Here is a 24,648-nt window from a genome sequence, read left to right on the forward strand (position 1 = left end):
AGATGTCGAACGACCGCTGGATGTGGGACGCCACGGCCACGCTCGAAGCGTTGGGCGCGGCCGACGTCGCGCTCTGGGTCTGGGAGCCTGAGAAGGACCGCCTGCGCCTGACCGGCGGCACGCGCGCCCTGGGCCTCGGGCCCCTGGCGCCCGACTGTTCCTCCGCCGCGCTCAGGGCGCTCGCCCTCCCGCAGGACCGGGCCCAGGCCGAGGAGATCCTGCGCGTCCAGCCGCCGGGCGGCGAGGTGGCGGTGCGCCTGCGGATGCGCGGCGGCGGGGTCTGCAGCTGGCGCGGGGTGTGGCTCGAGGAAGGCCTGCGCGCCGCCGGCGTCATCGCCCCAGAGATCAAGTTCGCCGCCTCGGACCAGGATACGCTCACCGGCCTGCTCGACCGGCGCAGCTTCATCGCCCGCGCCCGCGAGCGCCTGCAGACGCCGGGCGGCCATGAGCTGATCGTCGCCGATCTCGACCGTCTGCGGCGCCTGAACGAAGCCCTGGGCCATGAGCGCGCAGACCTGGTGCTGGCCGCCCTGGGCTCGCGCCTAGCCGCGGCCTTTCCGCCCGGCGCCCTGCTGGGCCGCATCGGCGAGGACGAGTTCGCCGCCCTCTGCCCGAAGGCGGAGTCGCCGGGGCCTGAGGCCCTGCGCCGGGCCCTGGAGCTGCCCCTGCGGGTGGCCGGCTTCGACATCCACCCGACCCTCTCCATCGGCGCCGTGGAAGCGAACGGCGGCGAGGACGCCCCCGAGGCGACTGAGCTGCTGCGCCGGGCCGAACTGGCGGTGGAATCGGCTCGCAGCCACGGCCGCGGCGGGGCGGCCGCCTATGGCCGCTCGCTCGAGACCGACGGCCTGTCGCGCCTCGCCCTGGAAGGCGATCTGAAGGGCGCTCTGAGCCGCGGCGAACTGATGCCGTTCTACCAGCCGATCGTGCGGCTCTCGACCGGGGCGCTGTCGGGGTTCGAGGCCCTGGTCCGCTGGCGGCACCCGCGCCGCGGGCTGCTGATGCCTGAACAGTTTCTGCCGCTCTGCGACGAGATGGGCATCATGAGCGAGATCGGCGCCATGATGATGCGCGAGGCGGCCCGCCAGCTGGCCATCTGGCGCCAGCGGCACCGCGCCGCCGGCGAGCTGTCGGTGGCGGTGAACCTTTCCACCGGCGAAATCGACCGCCCTGGCCTCGTGGCCGACGTCATCTCCATCCGCCGCGAGACCGGCCTGCCGGAGGGCGCGCTCAAGCTGGAGGTTACGGAAAGCGACGTCATGCGCGATCCCGAACGCGCTGCGGTCACCCTGCACAGCCTGCGCGCCGCCGGGGCGGCCCTGGCGCTGGACGACTTCGGGACCGGCTTCTCCTCGCTCAGCTATCTGACGCGCCTGCCGTTCGACACCCTGAAGATCGACCGCTACTTCGTGCGCACCATGGCCACCAACGAGGGCTCGACGAAGATCGTCTCGTCCGTGGTCAAGCTGGGCCAGGACCTGTCCATGGAGGTGGTGGCCGAGGGCGTCGAGAACGCTGGCATGGCGCGCAACCTCCTGGCCCTGGGCTGCGACTACGGCCAGGGCTTCGGCTATGCGCCGGCCCTCTCGGCCCAGGAGGCCGAGGTCTATCTCAACGAGAGCTATGTGGACGGCGCCGCGCCGCTGAAGGCGCGGGGCTAGGCCCGAAAAAGGCCGGTCCGCCTACGCCCGGCCCGCCTCGGCGCCAAGGAACTTGGGGTCGATGCCCAGCTTGGCCAGGGCCCGGGACCACTTGGTAGCGTAGTCGTCGTCAAAGATCAGGGCCTCGTCGGCCTCGCAGGTCAGCCAGACGTTCTCGCGGATCTCGTGCTCGAGCTGGCCGGCGCCCCAGCCGGCGTAGCCCAGCGCCAGGAGGGCGCGGCGGGGCTGGCCTTCGGCCGAGGCCATGGCCTCCAGCACCTCCCGGGTGGCCGTGAGGCCGACGCCGGCGCCGACCTCCAGGCTGAACTCGCCCTTGTAGTCGTCGGTGTGCAGGACGAAGCCGCGCTCGCGCTCCAGGGGCCCGCCCACCCGAACGAGGTCGGGCGGCAGCTTGATCGTCGAGCGGATTTCCAGGCGCTCAAGCAGGTCGGGAACGGTGAGTCCCTGGACGGGGTGGTTCAGGGCCAAGCCCATCGCATGCTGTGAATCGTGGGCGCAGACGAGGATGACCGTGCGCTCGAACCGTGGGTCCGAGATCCCGGGCATGGCGATCAGGAGCTGGCCGGACAAGAAGCCGCTTTCCATCAGGTGACAATGTCGAGCGTCTTCGTGGCGCTTTCAAGGAGGTTCGGTTAGAGCGGAAGGCAACGGACATCAGGAGACGCTCATGACCATTCAAGTTGGCGACAAGCTGCCCAGCCTGACCCTGACCCAGGCGACGGCCGAGGGGCCCAAGCCGGTCTCCACGGACGAGTTCTTCAAAGGCCGTAAGGTGGCGCTGTTCGCGGTGCCGGGCGCCTTCACGCCCACCTGCTCGGCCAAGCACCTGCCGGGTTTCAAGCAGGAAGCCGCGAACCTGAAGGCCAAGGGCGTCGACCTGATCGCCTGCACCTCGGTGAACGACGCCTTCGTCATGCGCGCCTGGGCCGAAGATCAGGCGGTGGGCGACGACATCGTCATGCTGGCTGACGGCAACGGCGCCTTCGCCAAGGCCCTGGGCCTCGACTTCGACGGCTCGAAGTTCGGCATGGGCTCGCGCTCCCAGCGCTACTCCATGATCGTCGAGGACGGCGTGGTGAAGCAGCTCAATGTGGAGCAGCCCGGCGAGTTCAAGGTCTCCTCGGCCGACTACCTGCTGGCCCAGCTCTAGGACGTCGGCGCTAGGCCTTCGGAAAGGGGCGGCTCACATAGGGCGAGCCCGCCTCGCCGAACCGCCAGGGCTTTTCCGCGGCCTTGGTGATCCCGATGCGGGGGCCAGAGATGATCCCCGTCGCATGGCCCGGACGCAGCTCGAACGGGGCGTCGGCGGCGCTGAGGCCGTCGTGCTCGCGGGTGACGGCCAGGGCCTGGCAAAGCTTGCCGGGCCCTGAGCAAAGGCCCCGCGGATCGGCCAGTCCGCGGCGCTCGGCCATGATCTCGAGGCCGTGGGTCGGCTGCAGGGCGCGGATCAGCACGGCCGCTCCGTCGCCCTCGGGACCGCACACCAGGTTCATGCACCAGTGGACGCCGTAGCTGCGGTAGACATAGACGTGGGCCGGCGGGCCGAACATCACTCGGTTGCGCGGGGTGGGGCCCGAGAAGCTGTGCGAGGCCGGATCCTCCTGGTGGTAGGCCTCAGTCTCGACGATCCGGCCGCCGACGCCGTTCACCAGCAACTCCCAGCCGATGAGGTCGCGGGCCACGGCCACCGGGTCGCGCAGCCAGAAGGTCGGGTCGAAAAGAGCGGTCACGGGGCGAACATGCCGGGTGGGGCCGAGCGGGGCCAGAGGGCAGGTGGGTAAGGCTCACGCTACTTCCGGCCGGTCCTCGGGAGCGGCGGCTGAGGCGTCCAGGGCGCGGGTGATCGCCGCGAGCAGGTCGGGCGCCTGGATCGGCTTGGCGGCGTGTTCGGTGAAGCCGAGGCCCAGGTAGCGCTCGCGGCCGCCCGAGGTCACGTCGGCGGTCAGGGCCACCACCGGCGCCTCGCGGTTGGGGACAGGCGTCTCGCGCAGGCGCTGCAAGGCCTCAAGCCCGCTCATGCCGGGCATCTGGATGTCCATCAGCACGAGGTCGAAGGACTGGCCCGCCAGCAGTTCGAGGGCTTCGGCGCCGCTGGCCGCCTTGACCACCATCGCCCCGAAGGCGCTGAGCATCTGGTCGAGCACCAGGAGGTTCACGGCGTTGTCGTCCACCGCCAGGACCCGCAGGTCCTCGAGCCCTGGCAGGACCGCCGGCTCGGCTTCGGGCGCGCTCTCCGGTCTGGATGCGGCAGCGCTGCTGGCCAGGGCCAGGGGGATATCCACGTGGAAGGTCGAGCCCTTGCCGAGTTCGCTCTCCACCGACACCTGGCCGTCCATCAGCTCGGTGAGTTGCTTGACGATGGCGAGGCCCAGCCCGGTCCCACCGAACTTGCGCGCCTCGGCCTCCTCGCCCTGGGAGAAGCGGTCGAACAGCATGGGCAGGTGCTGGGGAGCGATGCCGGGACCGGTGTCCTGCACCGAGAAACGGACGAGCACCCGGCCGTCCTCCCGGGGGCGGGCGCCGACGATGACGTCCACGGCGCCGGCCTCGGTGAACTTCAGGGCGTTGCCGACGAGGTTGAACAGCACCTGGCGCAGGCGCAGGGCGTCGGCCAGCACGAAATCCGGGACGTCGTCGGCCACGGTCAGCCGGAGGGCCACGCCCTTTTCGTCGGCCCGGCCGCCCCAGAAGTCGATCAACCGGTCCAGCAGCCGCCGCAGGTCCTCGGGCCGGGGCACGATCTCCAGCCGGCCGGCGTCGATCTTCGAGACGTCGAGAATGTCGTTGAGGATCGAAAGCAGATACTCGCCGCTGTCGATGAGGGTGCTGAGCCGCTCCATCTGGATCGGGTCGGTCTCGTCGCGCTTGAGAAGCTGGGCCATGCCCAGGACGCCGTTCATGGGCGCGCGGATCTCATGGCTCATGGTGGCCAGGAAGGCGGACTTGGCGCGGTTGGCGCGGCGGGCTTCCTCGCGGGCGCGGTCGGCGGCGGCGCGTTCGGCGATCGCCTGATCGCGGGCCGCCTCAAGGTCGCGCATCAGGGCGAGGTTGGCGTTGAAGGCGGCGTGCCAGGTCATGATCGCCCGGAAGGTCCCGCGCGAGATCAGCACCATGGTGGTAATCAGGCCGAAGCAGCCGATCAGCACGGCGCCACCGTTGCTGGGCTTCAACTGGGTGGCGGCCATGCCCACCGCCAGCAGCAGCAGCGGCGCCGACAGGGCCCAGAAGATCAGCGGCCGCAGGGAGCCGGCGCCCATGGCCACGGCCACGAACAGACAGGCCTGGGTGGCGAAGTAGGCGATCTCGGCTTCGGCGCCGTTGACCACCATGGCCGCGGTCGGGGCGAGGTAGACCGTCGCCCGGATCGCGCACAGCACCGCCAGCTTGCGGAAGCCACGCTCGTCATCGCCGTCCGCGCTCGTGGCTAGCCAGCGCCGAACGATGATCTGCATGGCGACGTCCATGACCGTGCAGGTCACGAACATAGTCACGGCGATCTTCGGATGCCCCAGGAGGTAGGCGGCCGTGGCGCCGAGGGCGTTGAAGACCAGATGCGCCCAGAGCGGGAAGGTCAGCCCAAGGAGCGTGAGTTGATATGCGCTGAACGTCTCTTCGCCCAGGCCCAGCTGGTCGAGCCGCTCCTTGGTAATGGCCATCTAACCCGCCCCGTAGTCCCCAAGGCGACATGCGGGGCAAATGGTAAAGCTTAGAAAAACAAAGTCGGGTCCCCGACATAAGGCCGCATCGGCTAACCGGCGAGAGCCTCCGCCGGGATGTGTTCCAGTCCGTCCCAGCCCTCGGAGAGGCCGTCGGCCAGCCCGGGTGCGGTGCTGAGCACCTGGGCGGCGTAGAGGCGGGCGAGGGCGGCCTTGGCCTTCAGCCATGGCTCGTCCGAACCGGCGGCGGCCATCGCCTGGCGTCCCAGAATCCAGCCGCCGATGACGTCGCCTGACAGTTTGAGATAGGGAACGGAGGCGGCGAGGGCCGCGGCGTTGTCGGCTGAGATCAGCCAGTCGGTGGCGCGCTCAAGCGCGGCGACGCCCTGCGCCAGGCGCTCTCCCACCGACGCCAGGCCGGGCGCATCGGCCAGGGCCTGGGCGGTAAGGACCATTTCGGCGCACAGCCCGCGCATCGTCTCGCCGCCGTTGGCGCGGACCTTCCGGCCCACGAGGTCGGCGGCCTGGACGCCGTTGGTGCCCTCGTAGATCGGGGCGATGCGGGCGTCGCGATAGTGCTGGGCCGCGCCGGTCTCCTCAATGAAGCCCATGCCGCCATGCACCTGCACGCCGGCGGACGCGGCCTCGACGCCAAGGTCGGTGGACCAGGCCTTGGCGATGGGGGTGAGCAGTTCCTGCCGGGCCTTGGCGGCGGCGCGCTCGTCCTCGCTGTCGGCCAGCCGCGCCAGGTCCGCCAGCACGCCGGTGGTCAGGCAGATGCCCCGGGCGGCGTCGATCTTGGCCTTGACGAGGGTGAGGGTGCGGCGCACGTCCGGGTGGCCGTAGATCGGCGCTGGATATTCGCCCGACCATACCGCGCGGCCCTGCTTGCGTTCGAGGCTGAACGCCAGGGCCTGCTGGAACGCCCGCTCGGCAATGGCCACGCCCTGGACGCCCACCTGCAGGCGGGCGGCGTTCATCATGACGAACATGTGGGCGAGGCCCTGGCCCAACTCGCCCACCGACTCGGCCTTGGCGCCCTCGTACAGCATGACGCAGGTGGGCGAGCCGTGGATGCCTAGCTTGTGCTCGATGGAGGCCGGCCGGAAGTCGTTGCGCGCCCCGAGGCTGCCGTCGTCCTTCAGTTCGTACTTCGACGTCAGGAACAGGCTGATCCCCTTCACACCGGGCGGGGCGTCGGGCGTGCGGGCCAGGACCAGATGAATGATGTTGTCGGTGGCGTCGTGGTCGCCCCAGGTGATGAAGATCTTCTGGCCGTAGAGGCGATAGCCGCCCTGGCCGTCGGGCTCGGCGCGTGCCGTGAGGGCGCCGAGGTCCGTGCCAGCCTGCGGCTCGGTGAGCACCATGGCGCCGGTCCATTCGCCGGACACCAGCTTGGGCAGCACCAGGGTCTTCTGCTTCTCCGTGCCGTGCAGGGTCAGGGCTTCGATGGCCGCCTGGGTCAGCATGGGGCAGAGGCCGAAGGCCATGTTGGCCGCATGGACCATCTCGAAGACGGCCAGTTCCATGGCCTTGGGCAGGCCCTGGCCGCCGAACACGGTCTCGGCCGACAGCGAATTCCAGCCCTGTTCGGCGAAGGCCTTGTAGGCGGCGGCGAAACCGGGGGCGGCGGTGACCGAACCGTTGGCGTACTTGGCGCCCTGCTGGTCGCCCACGCGGTTCAAGGGCGCGAGTTCGTTGTCGGCGAAGGCCCCGGCGGCCTCCAGCACGGCCTGGACGGTGTCTGCGTCGAGATCGGGAAACGCGCGCTTGACCAGATCGGAATGGCCGACGGTCTTGAGGGCGAAGGCGAGGTCGCGGACGGGGGCGCGGAAGGTCATGGGCGGCTTCTACGCCCGTCCTGGCCCCCGCGAAAGTTGCCGCGCGGGTCAGCCCTCGTGTAACCGCCCTTGCGTGGATGCCGCCGACCCCATTTCCGCGGCCCGGGCGCTGAAGGCGGGCGGGCTCGTACTGATGCCGACCGAGACGGTCTATGGCCTAGCCGCCGACGCCGGAAACGCGCGCGCGGTGGCCGCCGTCTATGCCGCCAAGGGACGGCCCAGTTTCAACCCGCTGATCGCCCATGTGCCCGACGTGGCGGCGGCCCGGCGGATCGCCCGGTTCGACGACCGGGCCACGGCCCTGGCGGCCCGCTTCTGGCCGGGCCCGCTGACCCTGGTGCTGCCCGTGGCCGACGCCGAGGCCGTTTGCGATCTCGCCCGGGCGGGCCTCGACACCGTGGCCGTGCGCGTTCCGGGCCATCCGACGGCGCAGGCGCTGCTCGCGGCCTTTGGCGGGCCGGTGGTCGCGCCGTCCGCCAACCGGTCCGGGCGTCCCAGCCCCACGACTTTCGCCGCGGCGGTGGAGGAAACCGGTTCAGCGGCGGCGGCGGCCCTCGACGGCGGGCCCTGCGCGGTGGGGCTGGAGTCCACCGTGGTCGCGCTGCTGGACGAAGCCCGACTGCTGCGACCGGGGGCCGTGACCCGGGCCGAGATCGAGGCGGTGATCGGCCCGCTCGCCGAGGCGGAGGCCGACGCAAGGCGCTCACCCGGCCGCCTGGCCCGGCACTATGCGCCAGACCTCCCGGTGCGCCTGGATGTGGAAGCGCCCCGTCCCGACGAGGCCTTCCTGGCTTTTGGTCCCGCCGCCCATGAGCGCCTGTTCCAGCTCAGCGAGGGGCGCGACCTCGCCGAGGCGGCGGCCAACCTCTTCGCCCACCTGCGCGCCGCCGACCGTTCGGGAGCTTCCGGCATCGCGGTGGCGCCGATCCCGCACGATGGGCTGGGCGAGGCCATCAACGACCGGCTCAAGCGCGCCGCCGGCTTTGTGGGATGATAGGCTGAAGCCCATGAGCGACGCTGTCTCCGCCGACGTCATCTCCCGCCTCAAGGCCGTGCTGGGCGAGGGCGGCTGGAGCGAGGATCCGGCGCGCATCGCCCCCAAGCTGGTGGAATGGCGCGACCGCTGGTCGGGGACGACGCCGTTCCTGGCCCTGCCCAGGACCACCGCCGAGGTCGCCGCTGTCGTGGGGATCTGCGCCGAGGCGCGCCAGCCGATCACCATCCAGGGGGGCAACACCGGCCTCGTGGGCGGCCAGATCCCGCAGGGCGAGGTGCTGCTGTCCACCGAGCGGATGCGGACCATCCGCGAGGTCTCGGTGCTGGACGACGTGATCACCGCCGAGGCGGGCGTCACCCTGGCCGAGGTCCACGCCGCCGCCGCCGAGGCCCGGCGCCGTTTTCCCCTGGGCCTGGCGTCGGAGGGGTCGGCCACGGTCGGCGGCTTTGTCTCCACCAACGCCGGCGGCGTCCAGGTGCTGCGCTACGGCATGACCCGCAGCCTGGTGCTCGGCCTGGAGGCGGTGCTGCCGAATGGCGAGGTCTGGAACGGGCTCAAGCACCTGCGCAAGGACAACACCGGCTACGATCTCAAGCAGCTGCTGATCGGGGCCGAGGGCACCCTGGGCGTCGTCACGGCGGCGGGGCTCAAGCTGCATCCCGTGCTGGCGAGCCGAGCCGTCGCCATCCTGGGCCTGGGCTCGCCCACGGCCGCCATCGAACTTCTGGCCCGGGCCAAGGAGGTTTCCGGCGGCGCCGTCGAGGCCTTCGAACTGATGCGGCGACTGAACGTCGAGCTCGCCATCCGCAACATTCCGGGCACGCGCGACCCGCTGGCTGATCCGCACCCCTGGTACGTCCTCGCCGAGTTCGCCACGGCCGAGGAGGGGGCGGCCGAGCGGGCCATGGAGCGCTTCCTGGAAGGCGGCCTTGAGGCGGGCCTCGTGCGTGACGCCGTGGTCGCGCAGACGGAAGGCCAGGCGAAGGCGTTCTGGGCGGTCCGTGAGAACCAGTCGGCCGCCCAGAAGCCCGAGGGGGCCGTGTGGAAGCACGACATCGCCGTGCCGGTGAGCCAGGTGCCCGCCTTCATCGAACAGGCCGACGCCGCCGTCCGCGCCTTCGCGCCCGGCAGCCGGGTGGTCGCCTTCGGCCATGTGGGCGACGGCAATATCCACTACGACGTGCTGCGTCCTGCGGACGGGCCGGACGCCGAGCACATCGCGCGGCGGGATGACGGCTCGCGGATGGTCCATGACATCGCCGCGCGGCTCGGCGGTTCAATCAGCGCCGAGCACGGCCTGGGGGTGATGAAGACCGCCGAGGGCGCCCGCTACAAGTCGGCGACCGAAGTTCAGGCGATGCAGGCCATTCGCCGTGCGCTCGATCCGCACCGCATCCTCAATCCGCGGGTGCTGTTCTAGGCGGGGTTGGCGCTGTGAACGGCGCTGCTTAAGACGGCCGGCAAATGCTGATCGTCCTTTCCCCGGCCAAGGCGCTCGATTTCACCCAGCCGCCGGTTTCCGCCCCGCTCACCGCCCCGCAGCTCACCGAGGACATGGCGGAGCTCGCGGAGGTCACGCGCAAGCTGACCGCCGCCGACCTCAAGCGGCTGATGTCGCTGTCCGACAATCTCGCCAAGCTGAACCGCGAGCGCTTCCAGGCCTTCGATCCGGCCTCCGAAGAGGGACTGCAGGCGGCCTTCGCTTTCAACGGCGACGTCTATGTCGGGCTGAAGGCCAGGGAGCTGGACAGGAAGGCCCTGGCCTGGGCGCAGGATCACATCCGCATCCTGTCCGGCCTTTACGGCGTGCTGCGTCCGCTCGATGCCATCCAGCCCTATCGCCTGGAGATGGGCACGCGGCTGAAGACCCCGCGCGGCGCCAGCCTTTACGACTTCTGGGGCGACCGGCTCAGCCAGGCCCTCAATGCCGCAGCGGTGGGCCACAAGGACCCGACCCTGGTGAACTGCGCCAGCGGGGAATATTTCGGCGCCGTCGACCGGGCGGCGCTCAAGCTGCCGGTGGTGTCGTGCCGTTTCCTTGAGGAGAAGGACGGCGAGCGCCGGATCATTTCCTTCTACGCCAAGAAGGCCCGGGGGCTGATGGCGCGCTACGCCATCGACAACCGGATCGAACGCGCCACAGACTTGAGGGGCTTCGACGTGGCTGGCTACCGCCTTGCGCCCGAGCTTTCCACGGACGAGGAGTTCACCTTCGTTCGGCCGCAGCCTCCGCCGCCGTCCAAGACCCGCGCCAAGGAGGACTGACATGGCGGTGGACTACCACCTCGAAGGCCAGGCGGCCGTGGTCACCGGCTCCACCAGCGGCATCGGCCAGGCCCTGGCCGGGGCGCTCGCCGCGCAGGGCGTCAATGTGGTGCTCAACGGCTTCGGGGACGTCGACCAGATCGAAGCGGACCGGGCCCGCATCGCCGAGGCCACGGGGGCGACGGTGCTCTACCACGGCGCCGACATGACCAAGCCCGGGGAGATCCGCGACCTTATCGCCTTCGCCAAGGGGCAGTTCGGACGGCTCGACATCCTGGTGAACAACGCCGGCGTCCAGCACGTCGCCCCGGTGGACGAGTTCCCCGAGGCGAAGTGGGACCAGATCATCGCCATCAACCTGACCTCGGCCTTCCACGCCACCAAGGCGGCGATCCCGCTGATGAAGGCTGCTGGGCGCGGGCGGATCGTCAATGTGGCCTCGGCCCACGGCCTCGTCGCCTCGCCGTTCAAGGCCGCCTATGTGGCCGCCAAGCACGGCATCGTGGGCTTCACCAAGTCCTGCGCCCTGGAACTGGCCCGCAGCGGCGTCACCGTGAACGCCATCTGCCCCGGCTATGTGAAGACGCCGCTGGTGGAGGCCCAGATCGACGACCAGGCCAAGGCCCGGGGCATCGCCCGGGAACGGGTGGTCGAGGATGTCATTCTTGCGGCCCAGCCCAACAAGGCCTTCGTCGAGTACGAGCACCTGGCCGGGATGCTGCTCTATCTGGTCTCGGACCTCGGAGCCTCCACCACCGGCGCGGCCTTCACCGCCGACGGCGGCTGGACCGCCGCCTGACGCAGGCCTGTGGCCGCGTGTGCGCGCCTTCCTGGACTTTGCCGCCGCCGAACTGACCGAGCTTCCCATCATCCGGCCGTTGTCCGGGCGTCCCTGGTTTCCGCCCGCAACTGACCTCGCGTCACGGTTTCCAAGCCGATTCCGCGGCGCCATCCTTTCCCTCCAAGATCGAGAACGGGAGGACGTCATGACCCTGCATACGCCGCTCTGTGACCTGCTGGGCGTTCGCCATCCGGTCATGCTGGCCGGGATGGGCGGCGTCTCCTACGCGGAACTGGCGGCGGCGGTCACCAACGCCGGCGGCTACGGGGTGCTGGGCATGGCCGGCAAGGATCCCGATTTCATCCGCAACCAGATGCGCCAGGTGCGCAAGCTCACCGACGGCCCCTTCGGCGTCGACCTGCTGGCCGCCAGCCCCGAGAGCCTCACCGCCTCGGTGGACGTGATCATCGAGGAGGGCGCCTCGTCCTTCGTCGCCGGCCTCGGCGTGCCCATGCCGATCCTTGAGAAGCTGAAGAAGGCCGGCCTCAAGGTCATGGTGGTCTGCGGGGCCGTGAAGCACGCGGTGAAGGCCGAGCAGGCCGGCTGTGACGCGGTGATCTGCCAGGGCGGCGAGGGCGGCGGCCACACCGGCCTCGTGGGCACCATGCCCCTGGTCGCCCAGGCGGTGGAGGCGGTTAAGATCCCGGTGGTCGCCGCCGGCGGGCTTTATGACGGCCGGGGCCTGGCCGCGGCCCTGAGCCTTGGGGCGGTGGGCGTCTGGATGGGCACGCGCTTCATCGCCTCGAAGGAGGCTCACGCCGGCGACATGTACCGGCAGACCATCGTCGCCGCCTCGGACGAGGACACCATCCGCACCCGCTGCTACTCGGGCAAGCCGATGCGGGTGAAGAAGAACGCTTACGTCGAGGACTGGGAAAGCCGCCCGGCCGACATCCAGCCGTTCCCGGCCCAGGCCATGATCTCGTACCAGAACGGCGTCATGGGCGGCATCGGCGGCCAGATCGAGGGCCTCGACGCCGACCGCTCCTGCTTCGCCATGGGCCAGTCGGCGGGCGGCGTGCGCGACGTTCGCCCGGCGGGCGAGATTGTCGAGGCGATCATGGCCGAGGCCGAGGCGGCCATCGACCGCGTGGCCGCCATCCGTGGCCGGGCCTTGGCGCCGGCCTGAGCCCTTCAGGGCGCAATGGCGAGATAGCCCGTCGGATCGCGGGAGAAGATGGCGGCGTCCGCCAGGCATCCCTGCCAGGCCGCCAGATGGGTCTGGCCGCTGGCCTCGGTGTCCGAGCCCAGCAGCAGGGCGGCGTAGGTGACGTGCGGCCTTCCCTGCCGGTCCTGATGCATCCGGCAGGCCACCGAGGTCTGGTTGAAGTCGTTGATCTGGGCGAGCGTCGGCTTGCCGAGGTTCACGAGGCTGTCGAACAGCACCGCCTGGCAGGCGCGGCCATTCGCGTTACAGCCGGCGAACTGCACCGAAAAGTTCGCGGCCGGCGAGGTGATCGACAGGAACACGCTGTCCCCTTCGCGGCGCGTGGCCGCGACGGTGGCCCCGGCGCTGGTGAGCAGGCCGGAGAGGGCTTGCGGGTTGGTGGCGTCGTAGCCGCCAGTTCCGGCAGGCTTCGACGGAGCCGCCTTGGGCGCAGGCGAAGCCTTGGGGGTCTGGGCGCCCGCGGGGGCGACGAGCGCCAGGGCCAGCGCTGTGGCCAGTGAGACAGTCACGGCGGTCGGCTGAAGGAAGCTGCGGGTCATGATCCATGCGCTAGCAGACGCGCCGCCTCCGCGCGAGGCCGGGTCTTCGGCGGTTTCCGTGGCGCAGGTTGGGCGGCGCCGATAAGCTCGTCTCTCGATAGGGGAGGTCCGCATGGATCTGGCAGTCGCAGCCGTCTTTCTGTTCCTGGCCGTCGTCGTGGCCTTCAACACCATCAAGATCGTGCCCCAGGGGCGCGAATACACGGTGGAGCGGTTCGGCCGGTACACCCGCACGCTGAAGCCAGGCATCAGCTTCCTCACCCCCTTCGTCGAAGGCATCGGCCGGCGGGTGAACATGATGGAGCAGGTCCTGGACGTGCCGCGCCAGGAGGTGATCACCCGCGACAACGCCGTGGTGCAGGTGGACGGCATCGTCTTCATCCAGGTGATGGACGCCGCGGCGGCGGCCTATCGGGTCGACAACCTGAACTACGCTATCCAGCAGCTGGCCATGACCAACCTGCGGACGGTGGTGGGCTCCATGGAGTTGGACGAGGTCCTCTCTCAGCGCGACGCCATCAACACCCGCCTGCTCAACGTCATCGACGAGGCCACCGGGCCCTGGGGCGTGAAGGTGGCGCGGATCGAGATCAAGGACCTGCAGCCGCCGCCGGACATCACCGCCGCCATGGCCCGCCAGATGAAGGCCGAGCGCGAACGGCGGGCCGTGATCACCGAGGCGGACGGCGAAAAATCCGCCGCCATCGCCCGGGCTGAGGGCGCCAAGCAGGCGGCGATCCTGGAAGCCGAGGGCCGCCGTGAGGCCGCCTTCCGCGACGCCGAGGCCCGGGAGCGCGAGGCCGAGGCCGAGGCCAAGGCCACCGAGCTGGTCTCCAGCGCCATCGCCCGTGGCGACGTGAACGCCATCAACTACTTCGTCGCCCAAAAGTACGTGGAGGCTTTCGCCCAGCTGGCCAGCAGCCCGCAGCAGAAGACGGTCATTGTCCCGGCCGAGATGAGCGCCCTCGTGGGCTCGGTGGGCGGCATCGGCGAACTGGTGAAGGCTATCAGCGCTGACGATCCGAGCCCCCCGCGTCCGGCGTCGCGCGGCCGCGGGGCCGTGCCGACCACCGGAGCCTGAGCCATGCAGACGCTCGCCGACCTCTATGCCGCCCAGCCCTTCTGGCTGTGGGGGGCTCTGGGCGCGGCCCTGATCGCCATCGAGATCATGACCGGCTCGGGCTGGTTGCTCTGGGCCTCCGCTTCCGCCGGAGCGGTGGCCCTGGCCACGCTCCTGGGGGACATTTCCTTCCCCACGGCGCTGGTCGTGTTCGCGGTCCTGACCATCGCATCGACCCTGCTCGCTCGGCGCTACCTGCCCCGTTCGGTGCTCGCCGGCGGCGGGGACATCAACGACAATGTGGAGCGGCTCGTGGGGCGCTCGGCTTCGGCGGTGCGCCCCTTCGAGGGGCGGTCCGGCCGGGTGCTGATCGACGGCAAGGAATGGCCCGCGGAACTGGAGGTGGACGCCGTGCTCGAAGCCGGGGCGCGGGTTGAGGTGACCGGCATTTCCGGCGTGCGGCTGACCGTCCGTCCAGGCTGAGTTCAGGTAACGCGGGTTGCTGTTCTCGCGGGCGATCGTCGCCGCTGGTCGAGGCGCTGTCGGCGCGCGGCGCCATACTTGCGCCCTGTAGAGGGGGCAGCTTGACCCCGCGGGTTATGCAGCGCTTATGTGCGGCCCAAACAAGACCACCCCTTAAGGAATCCCAGGAGAAGCTCAGGTGAAGACGCCCAAGGCTATCGGGCTCGCGGCGGCGCTGGCGGCGCTGGTTCTCGTGCCCGCCGCGGCCGTGTCGCAAGGCAAGAAAGCGGCCGACATCCCGGCCGCCGCGCGCAAGAGCGGCATGGCGGAAGCCCCCGCGGTGGTGACGGCGGCGGGCCTGCCCTGCCAGGTGTCCGACGCCCGCAAGATCGGCGAGGATAAGAAGAGCAAGACTTCGTACTACGAGGTCGCCTGCGCCGCCGGCCAGATGGGCTATGTCCTGCAGGCCCCGGCCGAAGGGACGCCGACCGTCTTCAGCTGCGTCGAGGCCAACACGCCGCCGGCTCCGGGCCAGCAACCGTCGGCTCCGTGCCTGCTGCCGGGCAACGCCGATCCGAAGGCGGCGCTCGCCCCGGTGTTCCAGGCCGCCGGCGTGCAGTGCCTGCCTGAACAGGCCCGCGGCATCGGCCAGACCAAGACCAACACCTACCTGGAAGTCGCTTGCCAAGGCGGCGAGGGCTACATCCTGATGGCCAGCGCGCCGTTCGATGCGTCCAAGCCGGCCCAGGCCCAGAGCTGCCTGCTCTATGACGACGCCGACACCAACATCAAATGCACCCTGACCGACAAGGCCTCCCGCCTGGCCGTCGTGGACCGCTACGCCGCCGCCGCCAACAATGGCTGCACGGTGAAGGACCGCCGCTTCCTGGGCGCCGCCAAGGACAACTCGCAGTACTACGAAGCCGCCTGCGAGGACGGTAAGGGCTACATCTACAAGGTGGCCAACGGCCAGCTCTCCGAGACCGTCGACTGCGCCAAGGCCTCCCACCTGCTGGGCGGCTGCACCCTGACCGACGCCCGCCAGGCCCAGACCGAGCAGGCGGCCCTCTACACCAAGCTGGCCAAGGCCGCGGGCTCGAACTGCGAAGTCGAGCGCTACGCGCTGTTCCCGCCGAAGCCGGGTGAAGAGAACGTCGAGCTGGTCTGCAAGGACGGCACGGGCGCCATCGGCCTGTTCAAGGCTTCGGGCGCGGGCAGCCAGGTGCTGGACTGCGGTCGCGCGCCGGTGGCCGGCTACAAGTGCAGCCTGTCGAATGACAACGGCTACGCCAACCTCACGGCCGACCTGAAGAAGTTCAACTTCAACTCCTGCGACGTGTCGGAATCGCGCGTCGTGGGTCGTAGCGACAAGGGCACCACCTATGTGGAAGTCGCCTGCGCCGACGGCCTGAAGGGCTATGTGATCGAGTACCAGTCGACCCCGAAGGTCACCGCCGTGGGCGCCCTGGGTTGCGCCTTCGCCGGCACCTGCAAGCTGAAGGGCAACACCTAAGGCTTCCGGCAGTCTGAAAGACGAAGGCCCGCGGATCGCTCCGCGGGCCTTTTTCTTTGCGTTGCTGCGCCTTGCTGCAGGAGGCGGCGGCGTGGCGCCTTGGGCCAGTCGTCAGATCGCCGCTTCGATGAAGGTCGGGCCCTTCTGGGCCATGGCGGCGGCGAAGGCCGCGTCGAAGGCCTCGGCGGTCTCGCAGCGAACCGCTGACACGCCCAAGCCCTTGGCCACCGACACCCAGTCGATCCTGGGATCGCCCAGGTCCAGCAATTGCGAGGCCTTGGGGCCGGCCTTGCCGGCGCCGGTGCGCGTCATCTCCACATTGAGAATCCGGTAGGTGTGGTTGGCGAAGACCACCACCGTGACGTCCAGCTTCTCCCGGGCCAGAGTCCACAGCGACTGGACCGTGTACATGGCCGCCCCGTCGCCGTTCAGGGACACCACCTTGCGGTCGGGGGCGGCCACGGCGGCGCCGATGGCCATGGGCAGGCCGATGCCGATGGCCCCGCCGGTGAGCGCCAGGACATCGTGCGGCCGGGCGGTGGCGGTGCCCACGGCCACTCCGGTCCCCGAGGTCACGGCGTCGTCGCAAAGGATGGCGTTCTCGGGCAGGTGACGGGCGATGGAGGCCCCGGCCAGATAGGCGTTGAGCCCGCCGGTCGGCGCGGCGTCAGGGATCTTCAGCGGCTGCACCGGCCCGTCCTGGGGCGCGCCTAGGGCGTCGGCCAGGGCGGCGAGGCCGGCCGCTGGGTCCTCGCTGCGCTCGGCGAGGGTCAGGCTTTCACAGCCCTCGGGGACGAGCACGCTGGGCCGGTCGGGATAGGCGAAGAATGCCACCGGCGTCGTCGTGCCGACGAACACCATGAGGTCGACGCCCTCGAGCTCCTGCAGGGCCATCTCGCCGAAGTACTGCATCTTCTTCGGCAGATAGACGCCGGCGCCGCGGCGCTGCTTCGGCACGAAGGTGTCAGAATAGACGGTGACGCCGGCCGCCTCGAGGCGGGCCGCCTGCTTCAGTGCGGCCTCGGAACAGGCCTGGCCGCCCAGGAGGACGACGGGCTTCCTGGCGGCCTTGATCGCCTTGGCGCTGGCCTCCACCGCCTCCGGCGAAGGCGCACGCCGCACGGGCTTCTGGGAGATCACGGGCTCGCCGCTGGTCTCCAGCCAGGCGGAGTCGGCGGGCAGGATCAGGCTGACCGGGCCGCCGGGCGGGCCATAGCTGGCCGCCACCGCCTCGGCGGTAAGGGCTGAAACCTCGCCGGCGCTCTCGGCCGAGCGCACCCAGAGCGAGTTGGGCTTCACCAGGGTGGCGATGTCGGAGTTCAGGGGGGCGTCGTACTGCCGGTGATAGGTGGCGTGGTCGCCGACGACGTTGACGATGGGGGTGAAGGCCCGGCGGGCGTTGTGCAGGTTGGCGACGCCGTTGCCATAGCCAGGCCCAAGGTGGAGCAGGGTGCAGGCCGGCTTACCCGCGATCCGGCCGTAGCCGTCCGCCGCGCCCGTGGCCACGCCCTCAAACAGGCAGAGCACCGGCCGCATCGCCGGCACCCCGTCCAGGGCGGCCACGAACTGCATCTCGCTGGTGCCAGGATTGGCGAAGCAAGCGGTGACGTCGTTGGCCACCAGGTTGGAGATCAGGGCGTCGGCGCCATTCATGCTCTAGAACACCATTACATCTGCTGGAGGGGGATCGGCATAGAGCTTGGCGGCGGCGTCGGCATGCTTCGCGCGCGCCAGGCTTTGGGCGATGTAGCCCTTGTCGGTGATCTCGCCGCTGTTGGGGTCTGGTGGCCCGTCCAGCACCAGGGCCCGGCCGATGCGGGCGCCGCCGGGGGCGTCGGCGTTGTAGCGCTCCAGCGCCGCGCGCACCGTCGCCTCGACCTCGGCCTTGGGCAGGGTGGGATTGGGATAGAAGAGCAGGCCTACTGTCTCCTCGCCTTCTCCGCAGACCACGGCGTCGGTCACGGCCCCGCCCACGGCGCCCACCACCTTGATGCGCAGGTCGCCCACAGTGACGAAGGTGCCGGAGGCCAGCTTGAAGTTCTCGGACAGGCGGCCGTCGAAGACGAGCCCCTCATAGGGATTGGCCGGGTCTACGAACCGGGCGGCGTCGCCCAGCCGGTAGAATCCTTCCTCGTCGAAGGCGGCGGCCGAGAGCTCGGGCTGGCCCAGGTAGCCCTTGGTGACCTGGGGCCCCTTCACGCGGAACTCGAGCTTGCCGGCCACGGGCACAAGGCGCACCGAGGCGCCGGGCACGGGCGCGCCGATCATGCCCATGCGCCCGTTGATCCAGTGGACGTTGCAGACCGTGGGGCCGGTCTCGGTGGCGCCGTAGCCGGAGCCGAAGCTGATCCGTTCGCCGACCGTGCGGACGGCCACCGCCTGGATGCGGTCGGCGGTGGGCTGGCTGAGGGAGGCTCCGCCGTACTGCAGGAGCCGCACCCGGGCGAAGAAGTTGCGCGCCAGGGCCTCGTCGCGTTCCAGCTCGTCCACCAGCAGCATCCAGCCGGCAGGGACCATGTTCATGTAGGTGGGCTGGAGCTCCCGCAGGTTGCGCACCGTCTCGCCGAACTTGGCGGCGGTGGGCTGGCCGGCGTCGATGTAGAGCGTGCCGCCCCGGTGCAGGCTCATGTGCAGGATGGCGTTAGCGCCCAGGCTGTGGCTCCATGGGGCGGAGTGCAGCATCACCGGCGGGTCGGGATCGTCGAAACAGGCCGTGATCTGGGCTGAGTTCAGGCTGATCTCCCGATGGGCGCAGATCACCGCCTTGGGCAGGCCGGTGGAGCCCGAGGTCAGCAGATATTTGGCGTGGTCCTCGGGCCGCGCCGTGAAGGCGGCGGGTGCTTCCCGGTAGAGGCGCTCCAGGGGAACATGACCTGGGGCGGCGTTGCGGCCGGCGATCACCGGCAGGCCCGCCAGGGCCTGGGCCGACAGCCCGTCCGCGAACAGTTCAGCGTCCTCGGTATAGACGGCGGCGGGCTTGAGCACCGCGCAGGCGTGCTCCAGGCGGGCGAGATTCGCCCCCGGCAGGCCGTACTGGGGCGAGACTGGCGCGATGGGCAGCCCCTGGCTCATGGCCGCATAGGATATCAGGGCGTGGTCGATACCGTTGCGGGCGAGGATCAGCAGCGGCCCGCCGCCGATAATCCCCAGCTCCCGCAGCCCCCCGGCCAGGGCGGCGATCCGCTGGCGCGCCTCGGCGAAGGTGACCGTCCGCCACCCTTCGCCGGACCGTTCGGCCAGCCACACCCGGTCCGGCGCTTCCCCGGCCCACTGGTCGAGGGCTGAGGTCATGGTCTGGTGGCGGGTGGCGTAGGGCGTGGGGTTCGTCAGCACGAACTCGCCGCCCGGGCGTTCCTCCACGTGCAGTCGCCGCGGGGCATATCGCGGGTCTCGGTACGGCGCGGTCGAGGTGCGGAGCTCGGCGTCCATGTGTCCTGCGTTACGGTTCGACGTTACGTAAGTCCACCTTCAGCGATCCGCGCGGGTCATTGCGCAAGGTCAAGCTCGGGCGCCCGAGAGCCGGTCAGGTTTCCATCACCGGACGCACCTCGACCTTGGTTCCAGGCGCGCCGGGAACGCGCCGTGCAATGGCCAGGGCGGCCTCCAGATCGGCGGCCTCCACCACATAGTAGCCGCCCAGATATTCCTTGGTCTCGGTATAAGGGCCGTCGAGCACGGCCAGCTTGCCGTTGGCGCCGCGGATCACCGTCGTGGCCGTCTCTGGCGGCTGCAGGCCGGCGCCGTCCACCAGGACGCCGGACGCCGCCAGCCCCTCGGCGAGGGCCTCATGCTCGGCGGTGACCTGAGCGAGAAGACGTTCGCCGTCGGGGCCGTCGTAGCCGCCGGCCGGGTCGTAGATCAGCAGCATGTAGCGCATGGCGTCGTCTCCGTTGCCTCTAAGGTAGACGGTGGACTCGCGCGCACACCGACATCGTTTTTTGGACAAGGGTGTCTTTTTTCCACCGTCGCCGGGACGGCGTGACCCGGCTAGGTTCGCATCGACACTCGGGGGAAGACCTTATGCGCCGCCTGCTCATCGCCGCGGCCGTCGCGGCCGCATCGTTCATCGCGCCCGTGGCCGTCCACGCTCAGACCGCCGCGCCGGACGCCCATGTCCGGGCCCTGGCCGCCGGCTACAAGGCGGCCTTCCTGTGCAGCAACCTGTTCAACGCCGGCCTGACGCCCGAACAGGTAGCGAAGGACGACCTTGAAGGCATCTACCCGGAGTACCAGCAGCTGGTCCGCGAACTGCCGGCGGAGATCGACCGGGAGGCCCGGCGGGTGAGCGTGCGCTTTGACGAGACCCTGCCGCCGCGGATCGCCGCCTGGCGTCCCGAGCTCGGCTGCACGCAGCTGCCGGCGGGCGCGACGGCGGAGCTCGCCGACCGGCTCCCGCGGCTTAGCGTCACCCGCCCCGCCGCCCTCACCGATGACCGCCAGTGGCCGGACGGCGAAGCCGGCATCAGGCCCCGGCCCTCCGCCACCCTGAAGGCGACGCTCGCCAAGGCGTTCGACGGCGTCAGCTACGGCGCCGAAACCAAGACCACGGCCGTGGTGGTGGTGAAGGACGGCAGGATCGTCGCCGAGCAGTACCGGGCCGATTTCACGCCACACACGCCGCAACGCACCTGGTCGGTGGCCAAGAGCCTCACCGCCGCGATCATCGGGCGCGCGGTCCAGCTTGGCCACCTGCGGGTGGACGGGCCGGCGGGGATTCCGGAATGGCCAGAGGGCGATCCCCGGCGGGCGATCACCCTGGTCCAGCTGATGCACATGGGCTCGGGCCTGTGGACCGACGGTCCCGGCAACCGCACGGACGAGGTCTATCTGGGCGGAGCGCTGGTCACCCAGACGACGACCGCCATGCCGCTGGAGGCCGCGCCGAGCATGCGCTTCCGCTATGCCAACAACGACACCCTGCTGGCGGCCCGGGCGGTGCGGGCGGCCCTGGGCGATGGGCAGGCGGCTCTGGACTTCCCGTTCGCGGAGCTTCTCTGGAAGATCGGCATGAGCCGCACGACCCCGGAGACCGACTGGCAGGGCAACTACATCCTCTCCAGTCAGGTCTGGACCACCGCTCGCGATCTGGCGCGCCTGGGGCTGCTGCACCTGAACGACGGGGTCTGGAACGGCGAGCGCCTGCTGCCCGAGGGCTGGGCGAAGTTCGTCGCCACGCCCGCCCCGGCCCAGCCGCCGAACGATAACGTGGGCTATGGGGCGTTCTTCTGGCTCTACGGCGAGGCGCAAGGCCTGCCGGCCGGGACCTACGCCATGAACGGCAACCGGGGACAGTACGTCTTCATCGTGCCGTCGAAGCGGGTGGTCATCGTCCGGCGCGGCTTCGATCCGGCGGGCCGCCGCTTTGACGAGGCCGCCTTCGCGCGGGACGTGCTGGCGGCGCTTTGACGCGCCGCCTGTGCAGGGGCGCTAGTGGGCCAGGGTCTCGGCGAAACGCACCGGCTGGCCGCGGTGCGGGGCCGTGATCTCGCCATCGCGCATCACCACCTGGCCGCGAATGATGGTCGCCATCGGCCAGCCCTTGGCGGTGAAGCCGTCGAAAGGCGTCCAGCCGACACGGGTGGCCATGTCCTCGTGGCGGATGACCCGCTCGGCCTTCAGGTCGACGATGGTGAGGTCGGCGTCATAGCCCACCGCCAGGCGCCCCTTGTCGGCGAGGCCGAACACCCGGTTGGCGCCGTGGCTGGTGAGGTCCACCAGCCGCTCCAGCGTCAGGCGCCCTTCGGCCACATGGGTCAGCATCACCGGCAGCAGGGTCTGCACCCCCGGCATGCCCGACGGTGAGGCCGGATAGGGGCGCGCCTTCTCCTCCTTGGTGTGGGGCGCGTGGTCCGAGCCCAGGACGTCGGCGATGCCGTTGGCGATCCCGCCCCACAGGCCTTCCCGGTGCTCGGCCCCGCGGATCGGCGGGTTCATCTGGGCGAAGCCCTTCAGCCGCTCATAGGCCTCGGGGCCGGCGAGGGTGAGGTGCTGCGGCGTCACCTCGACGCTGGCCACGTCCTTGTGGTGAGCGAGGAAGGTGATCTCCTCGCGGGTGGTCACGTGCAGCACATGGATGCGCTTGCCAAGCCGCTTGGCGATCCGCACCAGCCGCTCGGTGGACTGGATGGCCGACTGGGCGTCGCGCACCTCATAGTGGCTGGTCCAGTCGCCGGTCCGCGCCAGGGGGCGGCGCTCGGCAAGGCGGTACTCGTCCTCCGAGTGGAACGCGGCGCGACGCTGGATGTGGCGCAGCACCTGTTCCACGCCCTCGTCGTCCTGGACCAGCAAGGTGCCGGTGGAGGCGCCCATGAACACCTTGATCCCGCAGCAACCGGGCAGCCGCTCGAGTTCGCCCAGGAAGGTCGCGTTCTCATGCGTCCCGCCCACATAGAAGGCGTGGTCGCAATGCATACGGTCCCGGGCCCGGGAGAGCTTGTCCTCTAGGGTGGCCGGATCGGTGGTGGTGGGCTCGGTGTTCGGCATCTCGAACACGGCCACGACGCCGCCCAACACGGCCGCCCGGGATCCGGTCTCCAGGTCTTCCTTCCACTCCAGGCCAGGCTCGCGGAAGTGGACCTGGGTGTCGATGACGCCGGGCATCACCGTCAGGCCCGCGGCGTCTAAGGTTTCGCCGGCGCTGGCCTGGGAGAGGTCGCCGATGGCGGCGATCTTGCCGCCGCGCACGCCCACGTCGGCCAAGCCGCGGCCCGCGTGGTTCACCACCTCGCCGCCACGGACGATCAGGTCGAAGGTCTCGGACATGGGATCAGCCTTCCGTGGCGGCCAGGAGCTCGTGGGCGGCGCGTACCACCTTCTCCACCGACAGGTCCATCATGTGGCAGACGGCCTGATTGAGGCGCGGGTCGCCGTTGCGGATCTGCTCGAAGGTGCGCGGCCCACGCACGACCCGCGTGGCCGCGCCCCAGGGCGCATACAGTCGCTCGTCCGAGGGTCCGAACAGGCCGATGGTCGGCGCCCCGGCGGCGGCGGACAGATGCATGGCGCCGCTGTCGTTGCCGATAAACAGGCGGGCGCGCCTCAGGGCGGCGTAGGCCGTGAGCAGGTCCCTGCCGGTGAGGTCGATGAGGCGGCTGGGGGCCACGTCGCGCAGCGGTTTGACCAGCTTCTGATCGCCCGGGCCGCCCACAACCATGATCCGGCCGCCGCGCAGCGCGCCGGGCTCGCGGATCAGCCGCATGGCCACCTGGGCGAAACGCTCCACCGGCCAGGTCTTGCCCACCCAGTTGGCGGCCGGGGCGATGGCCAGGATCGGCCCTTCGCCGGCGACAAGTTCGGCCGCATAGGCTTCGATTTCTGGCGAGGTGAAGAGGAAAGGCGCGGCGGGCTCGTCCTCGATCCTCAGGACCCGGGCCGCCTCGATCACCTTATGCACGGGCTCGGCGCTGCGCCGGTGGACGGCCCGTCGCCGGGTCCGCAGGAACCGGGTGATGCCTGAGCCGCGCAGGTCGACCACGAGGCCCCAGCGGCGGTGGCGCACCTGCCGCCACAACTCGAACCAGTGGCCGCCGCCCTTGGATTTCTCCATCACGATCAGGCTGTCCAGGCTCGGGACCTCGGCGAACAGCGGGGCCGCCGCCGGGCCGGCGACGATGGTGAAGCGGGCGTTGGGGATTTCGTCCTGCAGCCGCCGGATCAGGCCTGACGACAGCACGGCGTCGCCAATCCGGGTGGCGGTGATGAACAGAATCGGGAACGCGCCGGAGGACATGCCTTCTCCCATAGCCGAACGGGCCGCTGGCGCTCCACCGCGGCGCATCCCAAATTGCCGCTCATGACTGTCGCCAAGCTGAACAGCCGCGCCGTGATTTCCGTCTCCGGACCCGATTGGCGGAGCTTCCTTCAAGGGCTGCTGACCCAGGACGTGGAGAGCCTGAAACGCGGCGAGGCCCGGTTCGGCGCCCTGCTGACGCCGCAAGGCCGGCTGCTCTACGACCTCTTCGTCGTAGGGGCGGAGGACGGCGTCCTGCTCGACGTGGCCGCCGAGCATCGCGAGGCCCTGCTGCAGCGCCTGACGCTCTATCGGCTCCGGGCCAAGGTCGAACTGGCCGCCAGCGACCTGCCGGTGTTCGCCGCGTTTCCGGCCGGCGCCGACGGCGTGGTCGACCCCCGCCATCCGGAGCTTGGGCGGCGCATCTATGGTCCAGCCGACGCCGATGCCGACGAGGGGGCCTATGAGGCGCACCGCCTGGCCCTCGGCGTGCCGGGCCCGGCCGACTGGGGCGTGGAGCGGACCTATCCCATCGAGGCGAACTTCGATCTCCTCGGCGGCATCGACTTCAAGAAGGGCTGTTTCGTCGGCCAGGAGACGACCTCGCGCATGAAGCGCCGGGGGCAGGTGAAGAACCGCATGCTGCCTGTCGTTTTCGACGGCCCGCCGCCGGCGTCGGGCACGGAGCTGCTGGCAGGGGAGCTGCGCGCCGGGGAGGTGCTGTCCGGCGTCGAAGGCCGCGCCATGGCCCTGGTCCGTCTGGACCGCGCCCTGGGAAGCGACCTCGTCATGGAGGGCCGGCCTGCGCGGGTCGAGGTTCCCGCCTGGTTCCCGCGGGCGGAGGCCGATCAACCTGGGGATAACGCGACTTGAGCGTCCGGATGCGGCGAAACGGAGCTTGAGGTTCGTCGTCCGG

22 protein-coding genes are annotated in these 24,648 nt (G+C 70.4%); 12 read left to right on the forward strand and 10 right to left on the reverse strand.

What is annotated here, in order from left to right; translation table 11 throughout:
* Positions 1-2 precede the first annotated feature (2 nt).
* The gene (locus tag BO64_RS05710; protein WP_496402307.1) at positions 3-1,661 is read left to right on the forward strand and encodes a putative bifunctional diguanylate cyclase/phosphodiesterase; all 1,659 of its coding nucleotides are present in this window, start codon (positions 3-5) and stop codon (positions 1,659-1,661) included.
* A 21-nt stretch (positions 1,662-1,682) separates the two neighbouring features.
* Here BO64_RS05710 and BO64_RS05715 read toward each other — a convergent pair whose 3' ends face one another.
* On the reverse strand, positions 1,683-2,246 hold the full coding sequence (locus BO64_RS05715; RefSeq protein WP_496402308.1) for a YqgE/AlgH family protein: 564 nt from the start codon (positions 2,244-2,246) through the stop codon (positions 1,683-1,685).
* 82 nt (positions 2,247-2,328) lie between these two features.
* Here BO64_RS05715 and BO64_RS05720 point away from each other — a divergent pair, with 82 nt between their 5' ends.
* A complete protein-coding gene (locus tag BO64_RS05720; protein ID WP_496402309.1) occupies positions 2,329-2,811 on the forward strand; it encodes a peroxiredoxin in 483 nt (160 codons plus the stop codon).
* A 10-nt stretch (positions 2,812-2,821) separates the two neighbouring features.
* Here the strand turns inward: BO64_RS05720 and BO64_RS05725 are convergent, their stop codons facing one another.
* The 3 genes from BO64_RS05725 to BO64_RS05735 form a co-directional block, all read right to left on the reverse strand.
* Positions 2,822-3,391 (reverse strand): DNA-3-methyladenine glycosylase, encoded by a 570-nt coding sequence (locus tag BO64_RS05725; RefSeq protein WP_496402310.1) that lies wholly within the window; start codon positions 3,389-3,391, stop codon positions 2,822-2,824.
* A gap of 54 nt (positions 3,392-3,445) precedes the next feature.
* A complete protein-coding gene (locus BO64_RS05730; protein WP_496402311.1) occupies positions 3,446-5,317 on the reverse strand; it encodes an ATP-binding protein in 1,872 nt (623 codons plus the stop codon).
* Positions 5,318-5,409: 92 nt separating this feature from the next.
* Positions 5,410-7,158, reverse strand: a complete 1,749-nt coding sequence (locus BO64_RS05735) for an acyl-CoA dehydrogenase family protein (RefSeq protein WP_496402312.1) — start codon at positions 7,156-7,158, stop codon at positions 5,410-5,412.
* 73 nt (positions 7,159-7,231) lie between these two features.
* On the opposite strand from BO64_RS05735, the gene BO64_RS05740 reads away from it, so the two are divergent.
* From BO64_RS05740 to BO64_RS05760, 5 genes are all read left to right on the forward strand, one after another.
* Positions 7,232-8,152 carry an L-threonylcarbamoyladenylate synthase gene (locus BO64_RS05740; RefSeq protein WP_496402313.1) on the forward strand — a complete coding sequence of 307 codons (921 nt, stop codon included), beginning with the start codon at positions 7,232-7,234 and terminating at the stop codon, positions 8,150-8,152.
* Between the two features lie 13 nt (positions 8,153-8,165).
* The gene (locus tag BO64_RS05745; protein ID WP_496402314.1) at positions 8,166-9,575 is read left to right on the forward strand and encodes an FAD-binding oxidoreductase; all 1,410 of its coding nucleotides are present in this window, start codon (positions 8,166-8,168) and stop codon (positions 9,573-9,575) included.
* Between the two features lie 44 nt (positions 9,576-9,619).
* On the forward strand, positions 9,620-10,420 hold the full coding sequence (yaaA, locus tag BO64_RS05750) for a peroxide stress protein YaaA (protein ID WP_496402315.1): 801 nt from the start codon (positions 9,620-9,622) through the stop codon (positions 10,418-10,420).
* A gap of 1 nt (position 10,421) precedes the next feature.
* A complete protein-coding gene (locus tag BO64_RS05755) occupies positions 10,422-11,219 on the forward strand; it encodes a 3-hydroxybutyrate dehydrogenase (protein ID WP_496402316.1) in 798 nt (265 codons plus the stop codon).
* 187 nt (positions 11,220-11,406) lie between these two features.
* The gene (locus BO64_RS05760) at positions 11,407-12,390 is read left to right on the forward strand and encodes an NAD(P)H-dependent flavin oxidoreductase (RefSeq protein ID WP_496402317.1); all 984 of its coding nucleotides are present in this window, start codon (positions 11,407-11,409) and stop codon (positions 12,388-12,390) included.
* 5 nt (positions 12,391-12,395) lie between these two features.
* Here the strand turns inward: BO64_RS05760 and BO64_RS05765 are convergent, their stop codons facing one another.
* Complete coding sequence (locus tag BO64_RS05765; RefSeq protein ID WP_496402318.1) at positions 12,396-12,968, reverse strand: type III secretion system chaperone family protein; 573 nt, start codon at positions 12,966-12,968, stop codon at positions 12,396-12,398.
* 112 nt (positions 12,969-13,080) lie between these two features.
* Here BO64_RS05765 and BO64_RS05770 point away from each other — a divergent pair, with 112 nt between their 5' ends.
* The 3 genes from BO64_RS05770 to BO64_RS05780 all read left to right on the forward strand — a co-directional run bounded on the left by BO64_RS05770 (position 13,081) and on the right by BO64_RS05780 (position 16,003).
* Positions 13,081-14,049, forward strand: coding sequence for an SPFH domain-containing protein (locus tag BO64_RS05770; RefSeq protein WP_496402319.1), 969 nt, complete (start codon positions 13,081-13,083; stop codon positions 14,047-14,049).
* A gap of 3 nt (positions 14,050-14,052) precedes the next feature.
* Positions 14,053-14,511 carry an NfeD family protein gene (locus BO64_RS05775; RefSeq protein WP_496402320.1) on the forward strand — a complete coding sequence of 153 codons (459 nt, stop codon included), beginning with the start codon at positions 14,053-14,055 and terminating at the stop codon, positions 14,509-14,511.
* A gap of 178 nt (positions 14,512-14,689) precedes the next feature.
* Positions 14,690-16,003 (forward strand): hypothetical protein, encoded by a 1,314-nt coding sequence (locus tag BO64_RS05780; RefSeq protein WP_496402321.1) that lies wholly within the window; start codon positions 14,690-14,692, stop codon positions 16,001-16,003.
* A 111-nt stretch (positions 16,004-16,114) separates the two neighbouring features.
* On the opposite strand, the gene BO64_RS05785 is transcribed toward BO64_RS05780, so the two are convergent.
* From BO64_RS05785 to BO64_RS05795, 3 genes are all read right to left on the reverse strand, one after another.
* Positions 16,115-17,656 (reverse strand): acetolactate synthase large subunit, encoded by a 1,542-nt coding sequence (locus tag BO64_RS05785; RefSeq protein ID WP_496402322.1) that lies wholly within the window; start codon positions 17,654-17,656, stop codon positions 16,115-16,117.
* A 3-nt stretch (positions 17,657-17,659) separates the two neighbouring features.
* A complete protein-coding gene (locus BO64_RS05790) occupies positions 17,660-19,432 on the reverse strand; it encodes a feruloyl-CoA synthase (RefSeq protein ID WP_496402323.1) in 1,773 nt (590 codons plus the stop codon).
* Between the two features lie 94 nt (positions 19,433-19,526).
* Positions 19,527-19,880, reverse strand: a complete 354-nt coding sequence (locus BO64_RS05795; protein ID WP_496402324.1) for a YciI family protein — start codon at positions 19,878-19,880, stop codon at positions 19,527-19,529.
* A 143-nt stretch (positions 19,881-20,023) separates the two neighbouring features.
* Here BO64_RS05795 and BO64_RS05800 point away from each other — a divergent pair, with 143 nt between their 5' ends.
* A complete protein-coding gene (locus BO64_RS05800) occupies positions 20,024-21,409 on the forward strand; it encodes a serine hydrolase domain-containing protein (protein ID WP_496402325.1) in 1,386 nt (461 codons plus the stop codon).
* Positions 21,410-21,430: 21 nt separating this feature from the next.
* On the opposite strand, the gene BO64_RS05805 is transcribed toward BO64_RS05800, so the two are convergent.
* Positions 21,431-22,765 (reverse strand): dihydroorotase, encoded by a 1,335-nt coding sequence (locus BO64_RS05805; RefSeq protein ID WP_496402326.1) that lies wholly within the window; start codon positions 22,763-22,765, stop codon positions 21,431-21,433.
* A gap of 4 nt (positions 22,766-22,769) precedes the next feature.
* On the reverse strand, positions 22,770-23,732 hold the full coding sequence (locus BO64_RS05810; protein WP_496402327.1) for a glycosyltransferase family 9 protein: 963 nt from the start codon (positions 23,730-23,732) through the stop codon (positions 22,770-22,772).
* A 63-nt stretch (positions 23,733-23,795) separates the two neighbouring features.
* Between BO64_RS05810 and ygfZ the strand changes: the two genes are divergently transcribed.
* A complete protein-coding gene (ygfZ, locus tag BO64_RS05815) occupies positions 23,796-24,605 on the forward strand; it encodes a CAF17-like 4Fe-4S cluster assembly/insertion protein YgfZ (protein ID WP_496402328.1) in 810 nt (269 codons plus the stop codon).
* The last annotated feature ends 43 nt before the right edge of the window (positions 24,606-24,648 follow it).

This window comes from Phenylobacterium composti DSM 19425, from assembly GCF_059568645.1.

Bases quoted from the DNA above. Each gene is read 5' to 3' on its own strand.
- BO64_RS05710 (WP_496402307.1), top strand. From the start codon at position 3: ATGTCGAACGACCGCTGGATGTGGGACGCCACGGCCACGCTCGAAGCG.
- BO64_RS05715 (WP_496402308.1), bottom strand. From the start codon at position 2,246: ATGGAAAGCGGCTTCTTGTCCGGCCAGCTCCTGATCGCCATGCCCGGG.
- BO64_RS05720 (WP_496402309.1), top strand. From the start codon at position 2,329: ATGACCATTCAAGTTGGCGACAAGCTGCCCAGCCTGACCCTGACCCAG.
- BO64_RS05730 (WP_496402311.1), bottom strand. From the start codon at position 5,317: ATGGCCATTACCAAGGAGCGGCTCGACCAGCTGGGCCTGGGCGAAGAG.
- BO64_RS05735 (WP_496402312.1), bottom strand. From the start codon at position 7,158: ATGACCTTCCGCGCCCCCGTCCGCGACCTCGCCTTCGCCCTCAAGACC.
- BO64_RS05745 (WP_496402314.1), top strand. From the start codon at position 8,166: ATGAGCGACGCTGTCTCCGCCGACGTCATCTCCCGCCTCAAGGCCGTG.
- yaaA (WP_496402315.1), top strand. From the start codon at position 9,620: ATGCTGATCGTCCTTTCCCCGGCCAAGGCGCTCGATTTCACCCAGCCG.
- BO64_RS05755 (WP_496402316.1), top strand. From the start codon at position 10,422: ATGGCGGTGGACTACCACCTCGAAGGCCAGGCGGCCGTGGTCACCGGC.
- BO64_RS05760 (WP_496402317.1), top strand. From the start codon at position 11,407: ATGACCCTGCATACGCCGCTCTGTGACCTGCTGGGCGTTCGCCATCCG.
- BO64_RS05765 (WP_496402318.1), bottom strand. From the start codon at position 12,968: ATGACCCGCAGCTTCCTTCAGCCGACCGCCGTGACTGTCTCACTGGCC.
- BO64_RS05770 (WP_496402319.1), top strand. From the start codon at position 13,081: ATGGATCTGGCAGTCGCAGCCGTCTTTCTGTTCCTGGCCGTCGTCGTG.
- BO64_RS05775 (WP_496402320.1), top strand. From the start codon at position 14,053: ATGCAGACGCTCGCCGACCTCTATGCCGCCCAGCCCTTCTGGCTGTGG.
- BO64_RS05785 (WP_496402322.1), bottom strand. From the start codon at position 17,656: ATGAATGGCGCCGACGCCCTGATCTCCAACCTGGTGGCCAACGACGTC.
- BO64_RS05790 (WP_496402323.1), bottom strand. From the start codon at position 19,432: ATGGACGCCGAGCTCCGCACCTCGACCGCGCCGTACCGAGACCCGCGA.
- BO64_RS05795 (WP_496402324.1), bottom strand. From the start codon at position 19,880: ATGCGCTACATGCTGCTGATCTACGACCCGGCCGGCGGCTACGACGGC.
- BO64_RS05800 (WP_496402325.1), top strand. From the start codon at position 20,024: ATGCGCCGCCTGCTCATCGCCGCGGCCGTCGCGGCCGCATCGTTCATC.
- BO64_RS05805 (WP_496402326.1), bottom strand. From the start codon at position 22,765: ATGTCCGAGACCTTCGACCTGATCGTCCGTGGCGGCGAGGTGGTGAAC.
- BO64_RS05810 (WP_496402327.1), bottom strand. From the start codon at position 23,732: ATGTCCTCCGGCGCGTTCCCGATTCTGTTCATCACCGCCACCCGGATT.
- ygfZ (WP_496402328.1), top strand. From the start codon at position 23,796: ATGACTGTCGCCAAGCTGAACAGCCGCGCCGTGATTTCCGTCTCCGGA.